At 68.1% G+C, this 17,033-nt stretch carries 20 protein-coding genes; 16 read left to right on the top strand and 4 right to left on the bottom strand.

All coding sequences use genetic code 11. The annotated features are described in order from the left end of the window. The first annotated feature begins 184 nt into the window (after positions 1-184). Positions 185-718 (top strand): methylated-DNA--[protein]-cysteine S-methyltransferase, encoded by a 534-nt coding sequence (locus tag OED01_RS04450; protein WP_264157174.1) that lies wholly within the window; start codon positions 185-187, stop codon positions 716-718. Between the two features lie 75 nt (positions 719-793). Here OED01_RS04450 and OED01_RS04445 read toward each other — a convergent pair whose 3' ends face one another. After that, positions 794-2,422: a solute symporter family protein gene (locus tag OED01_RS04445; RefSeq protein ID WP_413231624.1), complete on the bottom strand. Its 1,629-nt coding sequence runs from the start codon at positions 2,420-2,422 to the stop codon at positions 794-796. Positions 2,423-2,424: 2 nt separating this feature from the next. Then, complete coding sequence (locus tag OED01_RS04440; RefSeq protein WP_264157172.1) at positions 2,425-2,772, bottom strand: DUF485 domain-containing protein; 348 nt, start codon at positions 2,770-2,772, stop codon at positions 2,425-2,427. A 113-nt stretch (positions 2,773-2,885) separates the two neighbouring features. Here OED01_RS04440 and OED01_RS04435 point away from each other — a divergent pair, with 113 nt between their 5' ends. Next, on the top strand, positions 2,886-3,731 hold the full coding sequence (locus tag OED01_RS04435; RefSeq protein ID WP_264157171.1) for a LuxR C-terminal-related transcriptional regulator: 846 nt from the start codon (positions 2,886-2,888) through the stop codon (positions 3,729-3,731). 48 nt (positions 3,732-3,779) lie between these two features. Further along, positions 3,780-4,127, top strand: coding sequence for a histone-like nucleoid-structuring protein Lsr2 (locus OED01_RS04430; protein ID WP_264157170.1), 348 nt, complete (start codon positions 3,780-3,782; stop codon positions 4,125-4,127). 68 nt (positions 4,128-4,195) lie between these two features. On the opposite strand, the gene OED01_RS04425 is transcribed toward OED01_RS04430, so the two are convergent. Continuing rightward, complete coding sequence (locus OED01_RS04425; RefSeq protein ID WP_264157911.1) at positions 4,196-4,762, bottom strand: MarR family winged helix-turn-helix transcriptional regulator; 567 nt, start codon at positions 4,760-4,762, stop codon at positions 4,196-4,198. A 158-nt stretch (positions 4,763-4,920) separates the two neighbouring features. Here OED01_RS04425 and idi point away from each other — a divergent pair, with 158 nt between their 5' ends. The 12 genes from idi (at position 4,921) to OED01_RS04365 (ending at position 15,777) form a co-directional block, all read left to right on the top strand. Continuing rightward, positions 4,921-5,442, top strand: a complete 522-nt coding sequence (gene idi / locus OED01_RS04420) for an isopentenyl-diphosphate Delta-isomerase (RefSeq protein ID WP_264157169.1) — start codon at positions 4,921-4,923, stop codon at positions 5,440-5,442. A gap of 2 nt (positions 5,443-5,444) precedes the next feature. Further along, a complete protein-coding gene (locus OED01_RS04415; protein WP_264157168.1) occupies positions 5,445-6,545 on the top strand; it encodes a polyprenyl synthetase family protein in 1,101 nt (366 codons plus the stop codon). Further along, the gene (locus OED01_RS04410) at positions 6,542-7,459 is read left to right on the top strand and encodes a phytoene/squalene synthase family protein (protein WP_264157167.1); all 918 of its coding nucleotides are present in this window, start codon (positions 6,542-6,544) and stop codon (positions 7,457-7,459) included. The genes OED01_RS04415 and OED01_RS04410 overlap by 4 nt, the downstream gene beginning before the upstream one ends. Then, positions 7,456-9,048, top strand: a complete 1,593-nt coding sequence (gene crtI / locus OED01_RS04405) for a phytoene desaturase family protein (RefSeq protein WP_264157166.1) — start codon at positions 7,456-7,458, stop codon at positions 9,046-9,048. Before OED01_RS04410 ends, crtI begins: the two co-directional genes overlap by 4 nt. Then, complete coding sequence (locus OED01_RS04400; protein WP_264157165.1) at positions 9,048-9,380, top strand: lycopene cyclase domain-containing protein; 333 nt, start codon at positions 9,048-9,050, stop codon at positions 9,378-9,380. The genes crtI and OED01_RS04400 overlap by 1 nt, the downstream gene beginning before the upstream one ends. Continuing rightward, positions 9,377-9,709, top strand: a complete 333-nt coding sequence (locus tag OED01_RS04395) for a lycopene cyclase domain-containing protein (protein WP_264157164.1) — start codon at positions 9,377-9,379, stop codon at positions 9,707-9,709. The genes OED01_RS04400 and OED01_RS04395 overlap by 4 nt, the downstream gene beginning before the upstream one ends. Next, positions 9,706-10,566 (top strand): prenyltransferase, encoded by an 861-nt coding sequence (locus OED01_RS04390; RefSeq protein WP_264157163.1) that lies wholly within the window; start codon positions 9,706-9,708, stop codon positions 10,564-10,566. Before OED01_RS04395 ends, OED01_RS04390 begins: the two co-directional genes overlap by 4 nt. Positions 10,567-10,609: 43 nt before the next feature. Beyond that, complete coding sequence (locus OED01_RS04385) at positions 10,610-12,790, top strand: MMPL family transporter (protein ID WP_264157162.1); 2,181 nt, start codon at positions 10,610-10,612, stop codon at positions 12,788-12,790. Positions 12,791-12,966: 176 nt separating this feature from the next. After that, entirely contained in the window at positions 12,967-13,713 is a 747-nt protein-coding gene (locus tag OED01_RS04380; RefSeq protein ID WP_264157161.1) for a gamma-glutamyl-gamma-aminobutyrate hydrolase family protein, read from the top strand. Positions 13,714-13,765: 52 nt separating this feature from the next. Then, positions 13,766-14,161, top strand: coding sequence for a hypothetical protein (locus OED01_RS04375; RefSeq protein ID WP_264157160.1), 396 nt, complete (start codon positions 13,766-13,768; stop codon positions 14,159-14,161). A 71-nt stretch (positions 14,162-14,232) separates the two neighbouring features. Beyond that, positions 14,233-14,889 (top strand): NUDIX domain-containing protein, encoded by a 657-nt coding sequence (locus tag OED01_RS04370; RefSeq protein ID WP_264157159.1) that lies wholly within the window; start codon positions 14,233-14,235, stop codon positions 14,887-14,889. A gap of 204 nt (positions 14,890-15,093) precedes the next feature. Continuing rightward, entirely contained in the window at positions 15,094-15,777 is a 684-nt protein-coding gene (locus OED01_RS04365; protein WP_318841130.1) for a DUF6766 family protein, read from the top strand. On the opposite strand, the gene OED01_RS04360 is transcribed toward OED01_RS04365, so the two are convergent. Further along, positions 15,774-16,262: a GNAT family N-acetyltransferase gene (locus tag OED01_RS04360; RefSeq protein ID WP_264157158.1), complete on the bottom strand. Its 489-nt coding sequence runs from the start codon at positions 16,260-16,262 to the stop codon at positions 15,774-15,776. The genes OED01_RS04365 and OED01_RS04360 overlap by 4 nt on opposite strands. Before the next feature lie 158 nt (positions 16,263-16,420). On the opposite strand from OED01_RS04360, the gene OED01_RS04355 reads away from it, so the two are divergent. After that, positions 16,421-17,008, top strand: coding sequence for a DapH/DapD/GlmU-related protein (locus tag OED01_RS04355; protein WP_264157157.1), 588 nt, complete (start codon positions 16,421-16,423; stop codon positions 17,006-17,008). Positions 17,009-17,033: the final 25 nt, after the last annotated feature.

Genomic DNA, 17,033 nt, shown 5'->3' with positions numbered 1-17,033 from the left:
ACAGACTAGGCGCCGGGCGGCAGGAGATCCGGTATGCCAGGCGGGTTTGCGTCGGATTGGTGGTCCGAGATCCCGATCGGATGCCGTGGCCACTCGCTCTGCACAGCCGACGCAACCGTTCCCGTTGTCCCCGATCCCGGCTTTCCGCGACCGGCACCGCGGCGGGAGCGAGCAGGATGGAGCCATGGACTTCCGCTACGACTTCGTGCCGACTCCGCTGGGCGACGCCCTCGTCGTGTTCTCCGACGACGGCGTCGTGAGCTTCGACCTCTCCGAGGGGCAGGACCCGACCGTCCCCTGGCTGCTGGAGGGCGTCGCCCGGCGGCTGAACGCCGTTCCCGACCACGACCCCGGTGCAGCCGATGAGCTCGCCCATCTCGTCTCGGACTACTTCGACGGCACACCGATCCGCTTCGACGAGCACGTCCGGCTGGACTGGCGGCTCATCGACGGCTTCCATCGGGACGCCCTGCAGACGATCTGCGAGATCCCCTGGGGTCAGACGCTCGCGTACGGCGAGGTGGCCGTCCTCGCCGGCAGTCCCGGTGCGGCGCGTGCCGTGGGCACCGCGTGCCGCCTGACTCCGTTCTCGATCATCGTTCCCGTGCACCGCGTCGTGCGCTCGGACGGATCGCCGGGTCAGTACGGTGCGCATCCCGAGCACAAGCGCTACCTCATCGATCTCGAGACCTCGGCCGTCCCGGCCTCCACCGCGTGACGAGGACCCCGGCCGGTAGGCGGCCGGGGTCCTCGTCCACGTCCCCCGCACGGGCGTGTCAGTTCATACAGCTGTTCAGTGCTCGACCGCCTTCTCCGCGCCGAAGCCCGTGAGCGAACGGACGTCCATCTCGGCAGCCAGTGCGCGCGACTCGACGCCCCGCGACGTAATCGTTCCGAGCCAGCCGAGCAGGAACCCGAGCGGGATCGACACGATGCCCGGGTTGTTCAACGGCCAGATCGCGATGTCGATCGACGGGATCATCGCGGTCTCGGATCCCGAGAACACCGGCGACAGCACGATCAGCAGGATCGCCGATCCCAGACCGCCGTACATGCTCCACACCGCACCGCGGGTGTTGAACCGGCGCCAGAAGAGCGAATACAGGATCGTCGGCAGGTTCGCCGACGCCGCGACGGCGAACGCAAGAGCCACCAGGAACGCGATGTTCTGGCCCTGAGCCCCGATGCCGCCGAGGATCGCCAGGATGCCGATCACCACCACCGTGCGACGCGCGACCTTCACCTCGGCGTTCGGGTCGGCGTCGACCGGCGTCCCGTCCGCCTTCTTGCGACCCTTCTGGATGACGTTCGCGTAGATGTCGTGCGCGAACGACGCTGCGGCCGTGATGGTGAGGCCCGCGACGACTGCGAGAATCGTCGCGAAGGCGACGGCGGAGATGAAGCCGAGAAGCAGCGGACCGCCGAGCCGCTCCGCCAGCAGCGGCGCAGCCGAGTTCACGCCACCGGGAGCGGCCGCGATCACCTCGGGCCCGACGAGGGCTCCGGCGCCGTAGCCCAGGATGAGCGTCAGCAGGTAGAAGCCGCCGATCAGCCAGATCGCCCACACGACGGAGCGACGCGCCTCCTTCGCGGTCGGCACGGTGTAGAACCGCATCAGCACGTGCGGCAGGCCCGCAGTGCCCAGGACCAGCGCCAGTCCGAGAGACAGGAAGTCCCAGGGGTTGGCGCCGTACTGCAGTCCCGGTGCGAGGATCGCATCGCCCTGTGGCGACGCCTCCACGGCCGATTCCAGCAGCGTGTTCAGGCTGAAGCCGTTGAGCGCGAGCACCCAGATCGCCATGGCCAGAGCACCGGCGATGAGAAGGACCGCCTTGACGATCTGCACCCACGTCGTGCCCTTCATCCCGCCGATGAGGACGTAGACGATCATCAGCGCGCCGACGACGGCGATCACGAGTGACTGCCCGATCCTGGCGTCGATGCCCAGCAGGAGCGACACGAGGCCGCCCGCGCCGGCCATCTGCGCCAGCAGGTAGAAGAAGCACACCGCCAGCGTCGTGATCGCCGCTGCCATCCGGACCGGACGCTGCTTCAGCCGGAACGAGAGCACGTCGGCCATCGTGAACTTGCCGGTGTTCCGCATCAGCTCGGCGACGAGCAGCAGAGCGACGAGCCAGGCGACGAGGAACCCGATGGAGTAGAGGAATCCGTCGTAGCCGTTGACCGCGATGGCGCCGCAGATCCCCAGGAAGGATGCCGCGGACAGGTAATCCCCTGCGATCGCGAAGCCGTTCTGCGGTCCGGTGAAAGAGCGTCCGGCGGCGTAATAGTCCGCCGCCGTCTTGTTGTTGCGACTCGCACGGATGACGATGAACAGCGTCACCGCGACGAAAGCAGCGAAGATCGAGATGTTGAGAATGGGATTGTTCGCCGCGGCCGGCGCGGTCTCGAAGGGAAGGATATTCACGACTGCGCCTGCACCTTCTCAAGTTCGTCACGGATTTCGGCCGCGACGGGATCCAGACGTTTATTCGCGAACGCGACGTAGGCCATCGTGATCGCGAACGTCGACACGAATTGTCCGAGTCCGAACAGCAGACCGATGGTGATGTCTCCCCATACGCGCTGCCCCATGAATTCCGGGGCGAAAGCCGCGAGAAGCACGTAAACGAAATACCAGATCAGGAAGAGGGCGGCGAGCGGGAAGATGAACGACCGCTGCGTGCGTTTGAGACCTTGGAACTTCGGCGATTCCACGACGGCGATGTAGTCGATGGGTCCGGCCGATTCTGGGGGGATCCGGTCAGTCATGGGGCCTCCTTGCCACATGGGGAAACCCACACGGAGGCATCCGCGCGGGTGGTAGGGTCGACGCTACGAAACGGGGCACGGAGCCGTCACCCCCGAAAGTAGGTATCCCCCCAGTGTCGACCGAGACCGATGCGGAGCTCGTCGCGCAGGCCGTGCGCGAGCTGGCCAGGCGTACGCGCTTTCCCGTCGCGTTCGGCGGATTGATCGAGGACGGCGAAGTGTCCGTGACGAGCATCGTCGGCAACCGCACCCACGCACTCGAAGGACTGCGGGTGCGTCCGGAGCGCGGGCTGGGCGGCCGTGCCATGACCGAGCAGCGGCCGCGGATGACCAGCGACTACCGCACGTCGCAGCAGATCACGCATGACTACGACGGCTTCGTCCTCGGCGAAGGACTGCGCACGCTCCTCGCGATCCCGATCGTCGTGGACGGCCGATCGCGCGGCGTGCTGTACGCGGGGGCATGGGAGCAGTCCCCGGTCGGCGGCGTGACGACCGCGCCGGCGATGAGCGTTGCGGACGCGATCAGCACCGAACTGCGTATCCGCGACGAGGTCGGTCGCCGACTGCAATCGATGACGCCGCCGCGGAACGGGTTCTCCTCGTCGCACCGCGAAGAGCTTCGCGAGAGCTTCGCCGAGCTGCGCAGCATCTCCGCCTCCGTCGCGGACGAGGAGCTGCGGTCGCGGCTGAGCGATCTGGAGAAGCGGTTGCTCCACATCGCCGGTGAGGCCGTCCCGACCACGACCGGTCCGATTCCTCGTGTGCATCTGTCACCGCGCGAAACCGACGTGCTCGCGTGCGCGGCCCTAGGGGCGACGAATGCCGAGATCGCCACGCAGCTCGGATTGCGTGAAGGCACCGTGAAGGCCTATCTCGGTACCGCGATGTCGAAGCTCGACGCATCGACGCGTCATGCCGCCGTGGCACGGGCACGGCGTATGGGCCTGCTGCCCTGAAAAGCGCGATTCCTTGTCATCGGGTATTGCGCTCAATACACTGAACAAATGGCCCGACGAATTGTGCATCAGCTGGTTGACGACATCGATGGAACGCTTCTCGAGGTGGGCGAAGGAGAGACCGTTCATTTCTCTTTCAACGGCATCTCGTACGAAATCGACCTGACGACGGAGAATGCAGAGGAACTGCGTTCGGTTCTCGAACCTTATATCGCCGCGGGCCGGCGGTCGTCGGTCGGAGGTGCCGCGCGCTCCGGCGCCACGCGCAAGCGCGCCGGCGCGAAGAATTCCGACACCGCGGCGATCCGCGAATGGGCGAATTCGAACGGGCACAAGGTGTCCGAACGCGGGCGAATCCCCGAGACGGTGCTCGAGGCGTACCGCGCCGCGCACTGATCCCGGCGGCGGCGGGAGACTGCTTCCATGCCCCGCCGCTGTTCCCCTGCGAAGGACCCGAGGCGACGCTACGCGGACGGCGCGGCGTGCGCGCCCTCCGTCGCCCAGGGTTCGTCCCGCAGCGTGATCTCATCCGTCATGTCGCGCAGGAATCGCGTCACCACCTCGCGCTCCGCCGGAGTGAGGCGCGCGGCCGCATTGAACCTCTTCGCCTGCTGACGCCCCACGGTCTCCATCGCCGCCCTGTGGGTCTCCGGAGTGATGGTGATCGCCAGAGCGCGACGGTCGGTCGGGTGCGACGAGCGCACGATGTGCCCGCCCCGCTCCAGGCGATCCAGCAGCTTGGTCGTCGAGGCGCTCGAGATCGACAGATGCTGGGCGATGCCGCCCGGCGTCGCGATCACATCGCGGTGCGTGCACACGATGAGGTAGTGCAACGCACGCATGTCCGTCTCGTTGAGCTGCATGAAGCGTCGCGACGCCTCGGAGAGCCGCTGCTCCGCCTCGCGCAGCGAACCGAGCGCCTTCATGATGCCCGTGATCTGCCGCACGTCGTCCGCCGAGACGCCGGAGCGATCGACGAGCATCTGCCGGGGGTCGGACGAATCCACGTCGTAGATCGCGGAGTTGTCCATGCCGTCGCGATTCGCCGGCGAGGCGTGAGCAGGCGCTTCGCCGGTGCCGTTCGCGTGATCTTCCATGGACACCTCGCTACTTTACACCCGGAGATTCTTCATGCTAGCTTTATTTCTCGCTAAGCTAGCAATAAACACGACTAAGGAGAGGACCCGGTATGGAGCTCGTGACTCTCCTCGCCGAAGACGGCACCGCCATCGGCACCGCGCCGAAGGACGCCGTGCACTCCGACGCCACACCGCTGCATCTCGCCTTCTCCTGCTACCTTTTCGACCGAGACGGACGGTTGCTGGTCACCCGTCGGGCTCTTTCGAAGCGCACCTGGCCAGGCGTCTGGACGAACAGCTTCTGCGGACATCCGCGACCCGACGAGAACATGCTCGACGCGGTCGTGCGGCGCGGAACGGAGGAGCTCGGAGCCCGTCCGGTCGAGGTCGTCAGCGTCCTTCCCGCATTCCGCTACCGCGCGATCGACGCGAGCGGCACCGTCGAGCACGAGCTGTGCCCGGTCCACGTGGCGGTGGTCGACGATGCGATCGCACCGGATCCCGCAGAGGTGATGGAGTGGGCGTGGGTGCGACCGGCCGATCTGCGCGACGCCGTCGCGAACGCTCCCTTCGCCTTCAGCCCCTGGCTGCGGGAGCAGTTGCCGCTCCTGCACGAAGCCGGAAGGATCTGAGGATGACGGCAACCATGGTCCGCGAGGACCTTCACGCCCGGATCGAATCGAGGGTGCGCAGCGTGTTCGACGATCGCATCGCTCGAGCAGCACCGTACGGCGCGGAGTACATCGATCTGTGGCGCGCGTCAGCGGAGCAGGTTCTGGGCGGCAAGCTCCTGCGCCCCCGCCTGCTGGTCGCCATGCACGATGCCCTGCTCGACCACGATGGGCTGCTCGACACGGACACCACCCCGTCCCGCGCACACCTCGACACCGTCGTCGGGATCGCCGCGGCGGTCGAGATCCTGCACTACGCGTTCCTGCTGCACGACGACGTCATCGATGGCGACGCGCAGCGACGAGGCAGACCGAATCTCATCGGCGCCCTGCGCGAGGGTCGCTCGGAGCTCGATTCGAGAGCGGCTCAGCACTGGGCGAGCACGGGTGCGATCCTGATGGGCGATCTGCTGCTGTCCGTCGTCCACCGGATGTTCGCGCTGGCCGATCTCGACGAGACCGTTCGAATCCGGCTGCTTGATCTGTTGGATCACACCGTCAGCGAGACCGTCGCCGGCGAGTACGCCGACGTCGCGCTGAGCGATCGGGTGGTCGCACCGGACCTGCCGACGATCCTCACGATGACGGCGCGCAAGACCGCGACCTACACGTTCGAGTTCCCGCTCCGTGTTGCTGCGGTACTGGCCGGCGCCGCACCCGAGACCGAGATCGCGCTCTCGGCGATCGGACAGCACCTCGGAGTCGCCTTCCAGCTGCAGGACGACGCACTGTCGGTGTTCGGAGACGCCGTCGAGCACGGCAAGGAGCCGTACTCCGATCTCCGCGAGGGCAAGGAGACCGTGCTGATCGCGTACGCCAGGCTGACCAGCGCCTGGAGCTCGATCGAGCCGCGCTTCGGCGATGCGACGCTCTCGACGGACGAAGGGGCCGCGATCAGGGAACAGCTGCGGCAGTGCGGTGCGGACGCGTTCGTGCAGCAGCTCATCGACGAACAGCTCGCCGCGGCGCGGACGGCGATCCTGGCCGACGCCGCTCCCCTGCCTGCTGCGGCACGCGACACTCTCCTTGCGCTCGTGGGCCGCATCGAAGGGCGCCTGTCGTGAATGCGGCAGCGCCGGAAGAGGACGCTTCGGCCCTCGCCCGCTTCACCCGGACGGCCGAGAGCGCGACGACCGGCGTCATCCGGACGTACTCGACCTCCTTCGGCCTCGCGACCCGGCTGCTCGGACGCCGCCACCGTCAGCACATCCGCAACGTCTACGCCATGGTGCGCATCGCCGACGAGATCGTCGACGGCGTCGCCGGCGAGGCCGGCCTCGATGAGTCGGCTCAGCGCGCGGCGCTGGACGCCTACGCCGACGACACCCATCGCGCCATGCGCACGGGGTACAGCAGCAACATCGTGCTGCACGCGTTCGCGCGCACGGCCGCGCGCTGCCGCATCGGCGAGGATCTGACCGAACCGTTCTTCGCGTCCATGCGCACCGATGCGACGTCCGCGCCCGAAACGGGCGACGGCGTACGAGCGTACAGCCCCGAGGCGCACGCGCAGTACGTGTACGGCTCGGCCGAGGTCGTCGGACTGATGTGCCTGCGCGTCTTCCTGCGCGACGCGCAACCGTCCGATGCCGATCTCGGTCGATTGGAGGCGGGCGCCCGCCAGCTCGGCGCCGCTTTCCAGAACGTCAACTTCCTCCGCGACCTCGCCGACGACACCGAACGGCTTCAGCGGGGGTATCTCAGCGGGACGGGGCGGCTGACGGACGAAGGGCGGGACGAGTGGGTCCGCACGGTCCGCGCCCAGCTGGAGGATGCCCGCGCCTCGATTCCGCTGCTGCCCCGTGACGCACGCGCCGCGGTCCGCAGTGCACTCGCGCTGTTCGAAGCCCTCACGGCACGCGTCGCCCGCACTCCCGCGGCGACCCTGTACGAGCGGCGTGTCCGCGTGCCGGATCCGATCAAGATCCTGCTGGCCGTGCGTTCCGTTCTCGTGACATGGATGGAGCCGCGCCGATGAGCCGGGCGATCGTCATCGGCGCAGGCGTGGCGGGTCTGGCCACCGCAGGGCTGCTGGCGCGCGACGGCTACCGGGTCACGGTACTCGAACGCAACGGCCGCACCGGGGGTCGCGCGGGAACGCTCGACCGGGACGGCTTCCGGTTCGACACCGGTCCGTCGTGGTACCTCATGCCGGGCGTCTTCGACCACTTCTTCGAGCTGATGGGCACGACCACGGCCGAACAGCTCGACCTCGTCACCCTGGACCCCGCCTATCGGGTCTTCTCGGAGCCGGACGCCGACGGAGCGGCACCGTCCGTCACGGTCCCCGCCGGCGTCGACCGCGTCCGCGCGCTCTTCGAAGAACTCGAACCCGGCGCCGGGGCGAGGCTCGACGAGTACCTGTCCTCCGCGGCTGACGCGAACGAGATGGCGGTGCGCCGCTTCCTCTACAACCCGTTCACGCGACTGTCCGAGCTCGCGTCCGCCGACGTGCTGCGCCGACTGCCGCGACTCGCGACCCTGCTGACCCGACGGCTGGATGCCTTCGCCGCTCGGCGGTTCCGGCATCCGGTGATCCGTCAGATCCTCGGCTACCCCGCCGTGTTCCTGGGAACGGATCCCCGAAGCGCGCCCGCGATGTATCACCTCATGAGCACGCTCGATCTCGACGAAGGCGTGCAGTATCCGCAGGGCGGCTTCTGGCGCATCACCGAGCGCATCCGGGCTCTGGCGGAGGAGGCCGGCGTCGAAGTGGTCACGGACGCCGAGGTGACCTCGATCCTCACCGAGCCGTCCGCCGGTCGCGAGCGAGCGTACGGCGTTCGCTGGCGCGACAGCGCCGGAGCCGAGCACCTCGAACTCGCCGATCTCGTGGTGTCCGCCGCTGACCTCCACCACACCGAGACCCGGCTGCTGCCGGAGCGGCTGCAGAGCTACCCTGAGCGCTGGTGGCGTCGCCGAACGAGCGGCCCCGGCGCCGTGATCGTCATGCTGGGCGTGCGCGGATCGCTGCCCGCTCTGCCCCACCACTCCCTGTTCTTCGCCCGGGACTGGGATACGAACTTCGACGCGATCTTCGGCGATGCGCCGCGCATCCCCGAGACCGCGTCGCTGTATGTCTGCAGGCCCTCAGCGACCGATCCGGGTGTGGCCCCGGCCGATCACGAGAACCTCTTCGTCCTGATCCCCGTGCCGGCGGACGTGGAGATCGGATCCGGCGGCGCCGACGGCACGGGCTCGCCGCCGGTCGAACGAGCCGCGGATGCCGCGATCGACGTGATCTCGCGATGGGCGGGAATCGACGATCTCCGGGACCGCATCGTCGTGCGCGAGACGCTCGGGCCGGCCGACTTCGCGCACGACTACCACTCCTGGCGCGGCGGGATGCTGGGACCGGCGCACATCCTCTCGCAGAGCGCGATGTTCCGCGCGCAGAACGTCTCTCGCAAGGTCGACGGCCTGTACTACGCGGGCGCGACCGTGGCCCCTGGCGTGGGTGTCCCCATGTGCCTGATCAGCGCCGAGCTCGTGCTGAAGCGAGTACGGGGCGACCACAGCTCCGGCCCGATCGCACCCGTGCCCGCGCCGGCGAGGGAGGTGCGCTGATGGGGATCGTCTACCTCCTCGCCCTGTTCGCGAGCCTCGGCTGCATCCTGCTGGTCGATCGGCGCTTCCGCCTGTTCTTCTGGAAGGATGCCGTTTCGGCACTGGTCGTGACCCTCGCAGGTCTCGCGTTCTTCCTGATCTGGGATGCCGCCGGCATCGCGCTCGGGATCTTCCTCCGCGGCGACAGCCCCCTGGCCACCGGCATCCTGCTCGCCCCTGAACTGCCGCTCGAGGAACCCGTCTTCCTCGTGTTCCTGGTGGTCTGCACGATGGTGCTGTACACGGGCGCGGCCCGGCTGCTCGAGCGCCCACGAGCGGAGGATTCCGCATGACGTACGCGGTGCTGTCGCTGATCTTCCTCGGCCTCGCCGTCGTCCTGGCCGCGGTGGCGGTGCTCATCGGCCACCGACGGCCCCGATTGCGGGCAGTCGGACTGTGCATGGCGGTTCTGCTGCTGCTCACGGCGATCTTCGACACCGTCATGATCGGTGTCGGCTTCTTCACCTACACCGACGCGCATCTGCTCGGCGCACGGATCGGGCTCGCGCCCGTCGAGGACTTCGCGTATCCGATCGCCGGCGCCGTGCTGCTGCCGTCGATCTGGGTGGCGCTGCGCGCGCGTCGCGATTCCCGCGCCTCACGGAGCGAGGCGGATCGATGAACGCCGTCCGCACCCTTCTGGTGGCCTCACGACCCATCAGCTGGATCAACACGGCCTTCCCGTTCGGCGCCGCCTACCTGCTGACGACCCGCGAGATCGATCTGGTGTTCGTCATCGGTGTGCTCTACTTCCTCGTGCCGTACAACCTCGCCATGTACGGCATCAACGACGTGTTCGACTACGCGTCGGACCTGGCGAACCCGAGAAAGGGCGGTATCGAGGGCGCGCTGCTGCCCCCACGGCTGCATCGCGCCACCCTGTGGACCGCCGCGGCGACCAACGTGCCGTTCCTCGTCTATCTGTTCGCCGCAGGCAACGCGGCATCCGCCGCCTGGCTCGCTGTGAGCGTCTTCGCCGTGGTCGCCTACTCGGCGCCGCCGATGCGCTTCAAAGAGCGGCCGGTGCTCGATTCGATCACGTCGAGCACGCACTTCGTGAGTCCGGCGCTCGTCGGCCTCGCGATCGGCGGCGCGGTGATCTCCGTCGACCTCGTGCTCCTCATGCTCGCGTTCTTCCTGTGGGGCATGGCGGCGCATGCGTTCGGTGCCGTGCAGGACATCGTCCCCGACCGGGAGGCGGGAATCGGTTCGGTCGCCACCGTGCTCGGCGCCACCGTCACCGTCCGGCTCTCGATCATCCTGTGGCTGGCAGCCGGCGCGGCCGTTCTGCCGACCGGATGGCCGGCGGCGCTCTCCGCCGTGCTCGTGATCCCGTACATCGTCAACGCCGCGCCGTGGTGGAACGCGACCGATGACACCGCGGCATCCACCAACCGCGCCTGGCGGCGCTTCATCGCTCTGAACTACGCGGCCGGTTTCCTCGCAACTCTGGTCCTCATCCTCGCCTGGCTGGGCTGAGGCGACCCGACGCCTCCCCCGCGACTTCTTCGAAAGGCTTCTCATGTCCCGCACGACCGACCCTGCACCGGCGACCCGCGCCCGTGTCCGCAAGCGCTCATGGGCGCGCGTCCTCATCCCCGTCGCGCTGATCCTGGTGTGGCTCGTGGGTGCGTCGCTCGGCGGCCCGCTGTTCGGGAAGGTCGACGAGGTCTCCTCCAACGACCAGACCAGCTACCTCCCGGCGAGCGCGGACGCGACCGCCGTGCAGCAGCTGCTCGGCGAGTTCAACGACACCGATGCGATCCCCGCCATCGCCGTGTTCGTCGGCGAGGACGAGCTGTCGGACGCGGATGTGGAGCAGATCTCGGATGCCGTGGCCGCTGCGCCGGAGGTGGAAGGCGTCGGCGACGACGTCTCCCCCGCACTCGTGTCCGAGGACGGGCTCGCCGCTCAGGCGTTCATCCCCGTGCTGAGCGAAGCGGATCTCGGTGAGACGGTGACCGCTCTCGAGACCGAGCTCCAGGAGGCGGCGCCGGACGGCGTCACCGTCTACCTGACGGGACCAGCAGGTTTCAGTGCGGACCTCGTCGCGGGCTTCGCCGGCATCGACGGCCTTCTTCTCGGCGTCGCGCTGCTCGCCGTTCTGGTCATCCTCGTCCTCGTCTACCGCTCCTTCCTCCTGCCCGTCGTCGTGCTCGCGACGAGCCTGTTCGCCCTGTGCGTCGCGCTGCTCACCGTCTGGTGGCTCGCCAAGGCGGAGATCCTGCTGCTGAGCGGGCAGACCCAGGGCATCCTCTTCATCCTCGTGATCGGCGCCGCCACCGACTACGCCCTGCTGTTCGTGGCGCGTTTCCGCGAAGAGCTGCGGTCGACCAAGGACACCGGCACCGCGGTGCTCGGAGCCTGGAAGGGATCCTTCGAGCCGATCCTCGCCTCGGGCGGGACCGTGATCGCCGGGCTCCTGTGCCTGCTGCTCAGCGACCTCAAGTCGAACAGCACCCTGGGACCGGTCGCCTCGATCGGGATCGTGTTCGCGATGCTCTCCGCGCTGACCCTGTTGCCGTCGCTCCTGCTGCTGTTCGGGCGAGCGGCGTTCTGGCCGCGCCGACCCGCGTTCGAGCCGGAGGTCGTCGCCGCGGAGAACGGGATGCCCCGGACGGGACTGTGGGTCCGTCTCGCCGGCCTCATCAGCCGTCGACCGCGAGTCATCTGGATCGTCACGACGCTGGTGCTGATGGCAGGAGCGCTCGGCGTGACGCAGCTGAATGCCTCCGGCGTCCCCCAGTCCGACCTCGTGCTCGGCTCCTCGCAGGCCCGCGACGGCCAGAAAGTGCTCGGTGAGCATTTCCCCGGCGGATCGGGGAGCCCGGCGTATGTCGTCGTGGCGGAGGATTCGCTGCAGGATGCCGCGGACATCCTGCTCGGGAACGACGGTGTCGAGTCGGTCTCGGTGACATCGGCCGATTCCCCGAGCGGCTCCGCCCCGGTCACCGAGGACGGCATCCAGGCCGTCGGCGCACCTGGCACGCCGACGCCGGAGCCCACGACCGTGGACGGTGATGTGCTTCTGCAGGCGACGCTGTCGGATGCCGCAGATTCGGATGCCGCGGCATCCACGGTCCGAGAGCTGCGCACCGAGCTCGACGGCCTGGGTGCCCAGGTCGGCGGCGTCACGGCGACGGCGATCGACACGAACGATGCGTCCATCCACGACCGCAACCTCATCATCCCCGTGATCCTCGTCGTGATCATGCTGATCCTCATGCTGCTGCTGCGCTCGATCCTGGCTCCGGTGCTGCTGATCCTCACCACGGTGCTGTCCTTCGGCACCGCGCTGGGGGTCTCGGCGCTCGTTTTCAACGGAATCTTCGACTTCCCCGGCGCCGACCCCGCCGTGCCCCTGTACGGATTCGTGTTCCTCGTCGCCCTCGGGATCGACTACAACATCTTCCTGATGACGCGCGTGCGCGAGGAGTCCGTGAAGCACGGAACGCGCGACGGAATCCTGCGGGGCCTGGCGATCACCGGCGGAGTGATCACCTCAGCAGGACTCGTGCTGGCGGCGACGTTCGCCGCGCTGTCGGTGATCCCCATCCTGTTCCTGGTGCAGTTGGCGTTCATCGTCGCGTTCGGCGTGCTGCTGGACACCTTCGTCGTCCGATCGCTCCTCGTCCCCGCCCTGGCCTACGACATCGGGCGCGCGATCTGGTGGCCGTCGAAGCTCGGGCGCGGCGAGCGCTGAGCAGGATCAGACGGTCCGCACATCCGACGCGGTTCGATGGTGCGCTGTGCGCACCTCGAAACATCGCCGAAACGGCGATGACCCGCCTTCGCAAAGCGAGCAGGACAGGATGGTCGGCATCCACCAGGAATGATGGCCCGTGTGGGTGACGCGGGCCGAGGACGACCGGAGCCGCCATGCCCCACCCCACCCGCCGCGTCGCCCTGCTGCACCTGCGCACGCGCCGCCCCTATGCGGCCCGCTACCAGGCCGAGCTGGATGCGCTGAACACCGCCGCGGCCGAGACCGTCGCCGGGCTGGGGTGGGAGCCGCTCCTGGTGCCGACCGCCGAGCTGCCGACGGCGCGGACGCACGCGGCCGCCCGGTGGGCGGACCTCATCGTGCTGATGGGCGGGGAGGACGTCGATCCGCGCTTGTACGGCACCCGCGTGGACTACCCCGGCTCGGGGCATCACGAGCCGCGAACCGACAGCACGCACATCGCCGTCGTCCTGGAGGCGATGCAGCGCCACAAGCCGGTGCTGGGCATCTGCCGCGGGATGCAGGTGATCAACGTCGCCCTCGGCGGGACTCTCATCCAGCATCTGCCGACCTCGGACCGGCATCGCGGCTCGGTCGCGACCGATCCCTTCGTGCGCTCCCGTGTGCGTCTGGTGGCGGACACGGATCTCGAGGCGGACGTGGATGCCTCGCGATCCGTGCTCTGCACGCACCATCAGGCGATCGACGTGCTCGGCGCCGGATTGCGGATCGCCGCACGAGCTGCGGATGGTGTCGCGGAGGCCGTCGTGCACGATTCGGCACCGATCACGGGTGTGCAATGGCATCCGGAGCATCCCTCGGCGGCGGCTCTGCAGCTCACCCCTCTGCTGCGCCGACTCGAGCGGCAGGCGCAGCGCGCACCCGCACGCGCGGGCCGATGAGCGGCCGCCTGCGATAACGTTCAGGAATGCAACACAGACGCCGCCGCGCTTCATGACCGCGGTCGACATCGTCGGCACGATCGGCGAACTGATCTCGTGGATCGGCATCATCGCCGGAATACCGCTGGCGATCATCGGACTCATGATCCGCGTGGCCGAAGGCTCCTACGCGCCTGTGAGCGTCACGATCGTGGACGGGATCGACGACCACCAGTTCGCGCTGTGGAGCACGGGTGGACGCACCTGCTCGCGGGTCCTCAGCCTGCATGAGCAGATCGCGAGATCCGAAGAGACATCGGTCATCGGCTATGTGTCGACGCGGGACCCGGAGCGCATGCGGCTCGACAGACGCTCGCCCGCTGTGCGCATCTGCTTCGTCCTGGCGGCCGTGATGCTGTCGGCGGCGGTGATCGGCTTCGCAGCCTCGCTCCTGCCGCTCGTCGCGTGACGGGTCGCCCGTTTCGCACGTTTGACCTCGTTTTATCACGTTCATGCATGTTCCTGGGCTAGCCTGGGAGCATGCACACGACTCGCCCCGGTATCGACGTCCCCGACCGCCGAGGGCGCACCGGCCTCGACCAGCAAGGACGGGAGCTCGACCGCAACCCGGACGTCGTGATCCGCGATGTCGAGCTCGTCTCCGACGGATGGCATGTCCTCCGCCGCACCACGATGGATTACCGGCGACGAGACGGAAGCTGGTCGACGCTTCAGCGCGAGACCTACGATCGGGGCGACGGCGCGACGATCCTGCTCCACGACGACGCCCGTTCCACGGTTCTGCTGACCCGGCAGTTCCGGTTCCCCGCCTACGTCAACGAGCATGCGGACGGCATGCTCGTCGAGACCGCCGCCGGATTGCTGGATGACGACGATCCCGTGACTGCGATCCGACGCGAGGTCGCCGAGGAGCTCGGCGTCGACGTCGGACCGGTGCGGCACGTGTTCACGGCCTACATGAGTCCCGGTTCGGTCACCGAGAAGGTGCACTTCTACGCGGGCGCGTACACGCCCGGCGACCGGACCGGCGACGGGGGCGGCGTCGTCGCGGAAGGCGAGGACATCGAGGTCGTCGAGCTGCACCTCGATGACGCGCTCACGATGATCCGTGACGGACGCATCGTCGACGGCAAGACCATCATGCTGCTGCAGTGGTGGGCGCTCGAACGCGGCTAGTGCTCGCACAACCGAAAAGCAAGCCCCTCCTGCACTCCAGGCATCGAGTCCTACCGTGCGATCAGAGCGACGGCGACGAGACGACGGGATGCCGATGCCTGCAGACGAGACGGAACGCGCGTCGATGCGCACGGCGTTCTGGGCATGGGCCGCGATCACGTTCGGGGGCCTCGCCGCCATGATCTGCCTGCCGCTGATGGGGAGGTGAGCCGAGTGCGCTATCTCCGCAGCACGAGCCTGAGCCTCGTCTTCCTCGCGATCTTCGCACTCGCGCTGATCGGCCAGTCGGTGACCGGATTCCTCTACAACAACGAGGAGCTCACCCATCACGGACAGCCGACGATCTCGTACGGCGAGTTCATCACTTCCTCCGAGTTCATCGTCGACGTCGCCGAGAACTGGCAATCCGAATTCCTGCAGTTCTTCCTCTTCATCCTCGCCACGATCTGGCTGATCCAGGTGGGGTCGCCTGAGTCGAAGAAGGCCGGCGACGAAGGGGTCGGCACGGACGAGGAGCAGCTGATCGACCAGCACGCGGAGGCGGACTCGCCCGCGTGGGCGAAGGTCCGAGGCGCTCGACTGTGGCTCTACTCGAACTCCCTGCTCCTGGTGATGGGGACCATTTTCGTCCTCTCGTGGTTCGCGCAGTCGCTGGCGGGACACATTGTCGCGAACGAGGAGAACGCGATGCACGGGATGCCGCCGGAGACCTGGCTCGATTACGTGGCATCCTCCGAGTTCTGGAACCGCACTCTGCAGAACTGGCAGTCCGAGTTCCTCGCGGTCGGCGCTATGGTGGCGTTCTCCATCTACCTGCGCCAGCGTGGGTCGGGTGAGTCCAAACCCGTCGGCGTCCCGCATCACGTCAGCAGCGTCGAGTCCGATTAGTCATCGGGATCGCGCATCGGCGTCGCCTGGCGGAGCGTCTTGCGCATGAAGACCTGCGAGGTCCCGTCCCCCTGATCCACCGTCTCGGTCACGCGATACCCGCAGGACTCGTACAGCCTCAGATTCGCCTCACTCAGACTGCCGGTGAAGAGCTCGGCCTCCGGCGCCCGCGAATCCCGCTCCGCCGCCTCGAGCAGAGTGCGTCCGATCCCCTCGCCCTGCAGGTCCGGAGCTATCGCGATCCGCCCGATGAGCAGCAGGTCCGCCGTTTCCCGCACACGGATCGCCCCGACCAGCCGCGGACCCACCCGAGCCACCCAGCCCTTCGCCTCGGCGAGTTCGGCGCGCACCTCATCGAGCGTCTGGGTCAGCGGCGGCATGTCCGCCGTACCGTAGATCAGGGCCTCGGAGACGAATGCGGCGCGCTGGATCGTCAGCACCTCGCCGGCGTCTTCGGGCGTGATGCGTGCCACGTCGATGTCCATGCACGCAGGATACGTGCAGTCGGGTTCGGCGCCGGAGGGGGTTGATCGGCGCCGACCGAGGCCGCTAGGTCCTGGGGCGCCCTGACAGGGCGTTCCAGACCCGATGCGCACGGCCTAGCCTGGTGAGAACGGCGAACTCCGCCATAGGAAGGGACGCGATGAACCTCACCGACCTGCTCCAGGCGCTCGACACCGGCCAGACGATCGTCGGCGGCTCGAGCCTGCACGAGGTGATGCACGAGACGAGCCAGGAGGCCCTGCGCATCAGCGCCGAACTCAACGGCCGGTACCACGAGCCCGCCCGGGTGCGAGAGCTGCTGTCGGAACTGATCGGATCCCCCGTGGACGAGTCCGTGACGCTCTTTCCCCCGTTCTCCACCGACTTCGGCAAGAACATCACGCTCGGCAAGCGGATCTTCATCAACTCGGGATGCCGATTCCAGGACCAGGGCGGCATTCGCATCGGCGACGACTGCCTGATCGGGCACAACACCGTGCTCGCCACCCTCAATCACGACCTCGACCCGGCCAAGCGGGCGGATCTGCACCCCGCGCCGATCGTGATCGGGCGCAACGTCTGGATCGGCGCGAACGTGACCGTGCTCCCGGGCATCACGATCGGCGACAACGCTGTCGTGGCCGCGGCATCCGTCGTCACCAGGGATGTCCCCCGCGACGCCGTCGTCGTCGGCTCCCCCGCACGCGTCGTCCGAACGATCACGACCGGAGAGCGGGACTTACCTTGACCGCGCCGGCGATCTAATCTGACAC

Origin of the sequence: Microbacterium sp. M28, assembly GCF_025836995.1 — a bacterium.
Classification (GTDB): Bacteria; Actinomycetota; Actinomycetes; order Actinomycetales; family Microbacteriaceae; genus Microbacterium.
Note: the sequence above shows the minus strand (reverse complement) of the source record. Positions and strands in the feature narration are given on the sequence as shown.

Bases quoted from the DNA above. Each gene is read 5' to 3' on its own strand.
- OED01_RS04450 (WP_264157174.1), top strand. From the start codon at position 185: ATGGACTTCCGCTACGACTTCGTGCCGACTCCGCTGGGCGACGCCCTC.
- OED01_RS04440 (WP_264157172.1), bottom strand. From the start codon at position 2,772: ATGACTGACCGGATCCCCCCAGAATCGGCCGGACCCATCGACTACATC.
- OED01_RS04430 (WP_264157170.1), top strand. From the start codon at position 3,780: ATGGCCCGACGAATTGTGCATCAGCTGGTTGACGACATCGATGGAACG.
- OED01_RS04425 (WP_264157911.1), bottom strand. From the start codon at position 4,762: ATGGACAACTCCGCGATCTACGACGTGGATTCGTCCGACCCCCGGCAG.
- idi (WP_264157169.1), top strand. From the start codon at position 4,921: ATGGAGCTCGTGACTCTCCTCGCCGAAGACGGCACCGCCATCGGCACC.
- OED01_RS04415 (WP_264157168.1), top strand. From the start codon at position 5,445: ATGACGGCAACCATGGTCCGCGAGGACCTTCACGCCCGGATCGAATCG.
- crtI (WP_264157166.1), top strand. From the start codon at position 7,456: ATGAGCCGGGCGATCGTCATCGGCGCAGGCGTGGCGGGTCTGGCCACC.
- OED01_RS04400 (WP_264157165.1), top strand. From the start codon at position 9,048: ATGGGGATCGTCTACCTCCTCGCCCTGTTCGCGAGCCTCGGCTGCATC.
- OED01_RS04395 (WP_264157164.1), top strand. From the start codon at position 9,377: ATGACGTACGCGGTGCTGTCGCTGATCTTCCTCGGCCTCGCCGTCGTC.
- OED01_RS04390 (WP_264157163.1), top strand. From the start codon at position 9,706: ATGAACGCCGTCCGCACCCTTCTGGTGGCCTCACGACCCATCAGCTGG.
- OED01_RS04385 (WP_264157162.1), top strand. From the start codon at position 10,610: ATGTCCCGCACGACCGACCCTGCACCGGCGACCCGCGCCCGTGTCCGC.
- OED01_RS04380 (WP_264157161.1), top strand. From the start codon at position 12,967: ATGCCCCACCCCACCCGCCGCGTCGCCCTGCTGCACCTGCGCACGCGC.
- OED01_RS04375 (WP_264157160.1), top strand. From the start codon at position 13,766: ATGACCGCGGTCGACATCGTCGGCACGATCGGCGAACTGATCTCGTGG.
- OED01_RS04370 (WP_264157159.1), top strand. From the start codon at position 14,233: ATGCACACGACTCGCCCCGGTATCGACGTCCCCGACCGCCGAGGGCGC.
- OED01_RS04360 (WP_264157158.1), bottom strand. From the start codon at position 16,262: ATGGACATCGACGTGGCACGCATCACGCCCGAAGACGCCGGCGAGGTG.
- OED01_RS04355 (WP_264157157.1), top strand. From the start codon at position 16,421: ATGAACCTCACCGACCTGCTCCAGGCGCTCGACACCGGCCAGACGATC.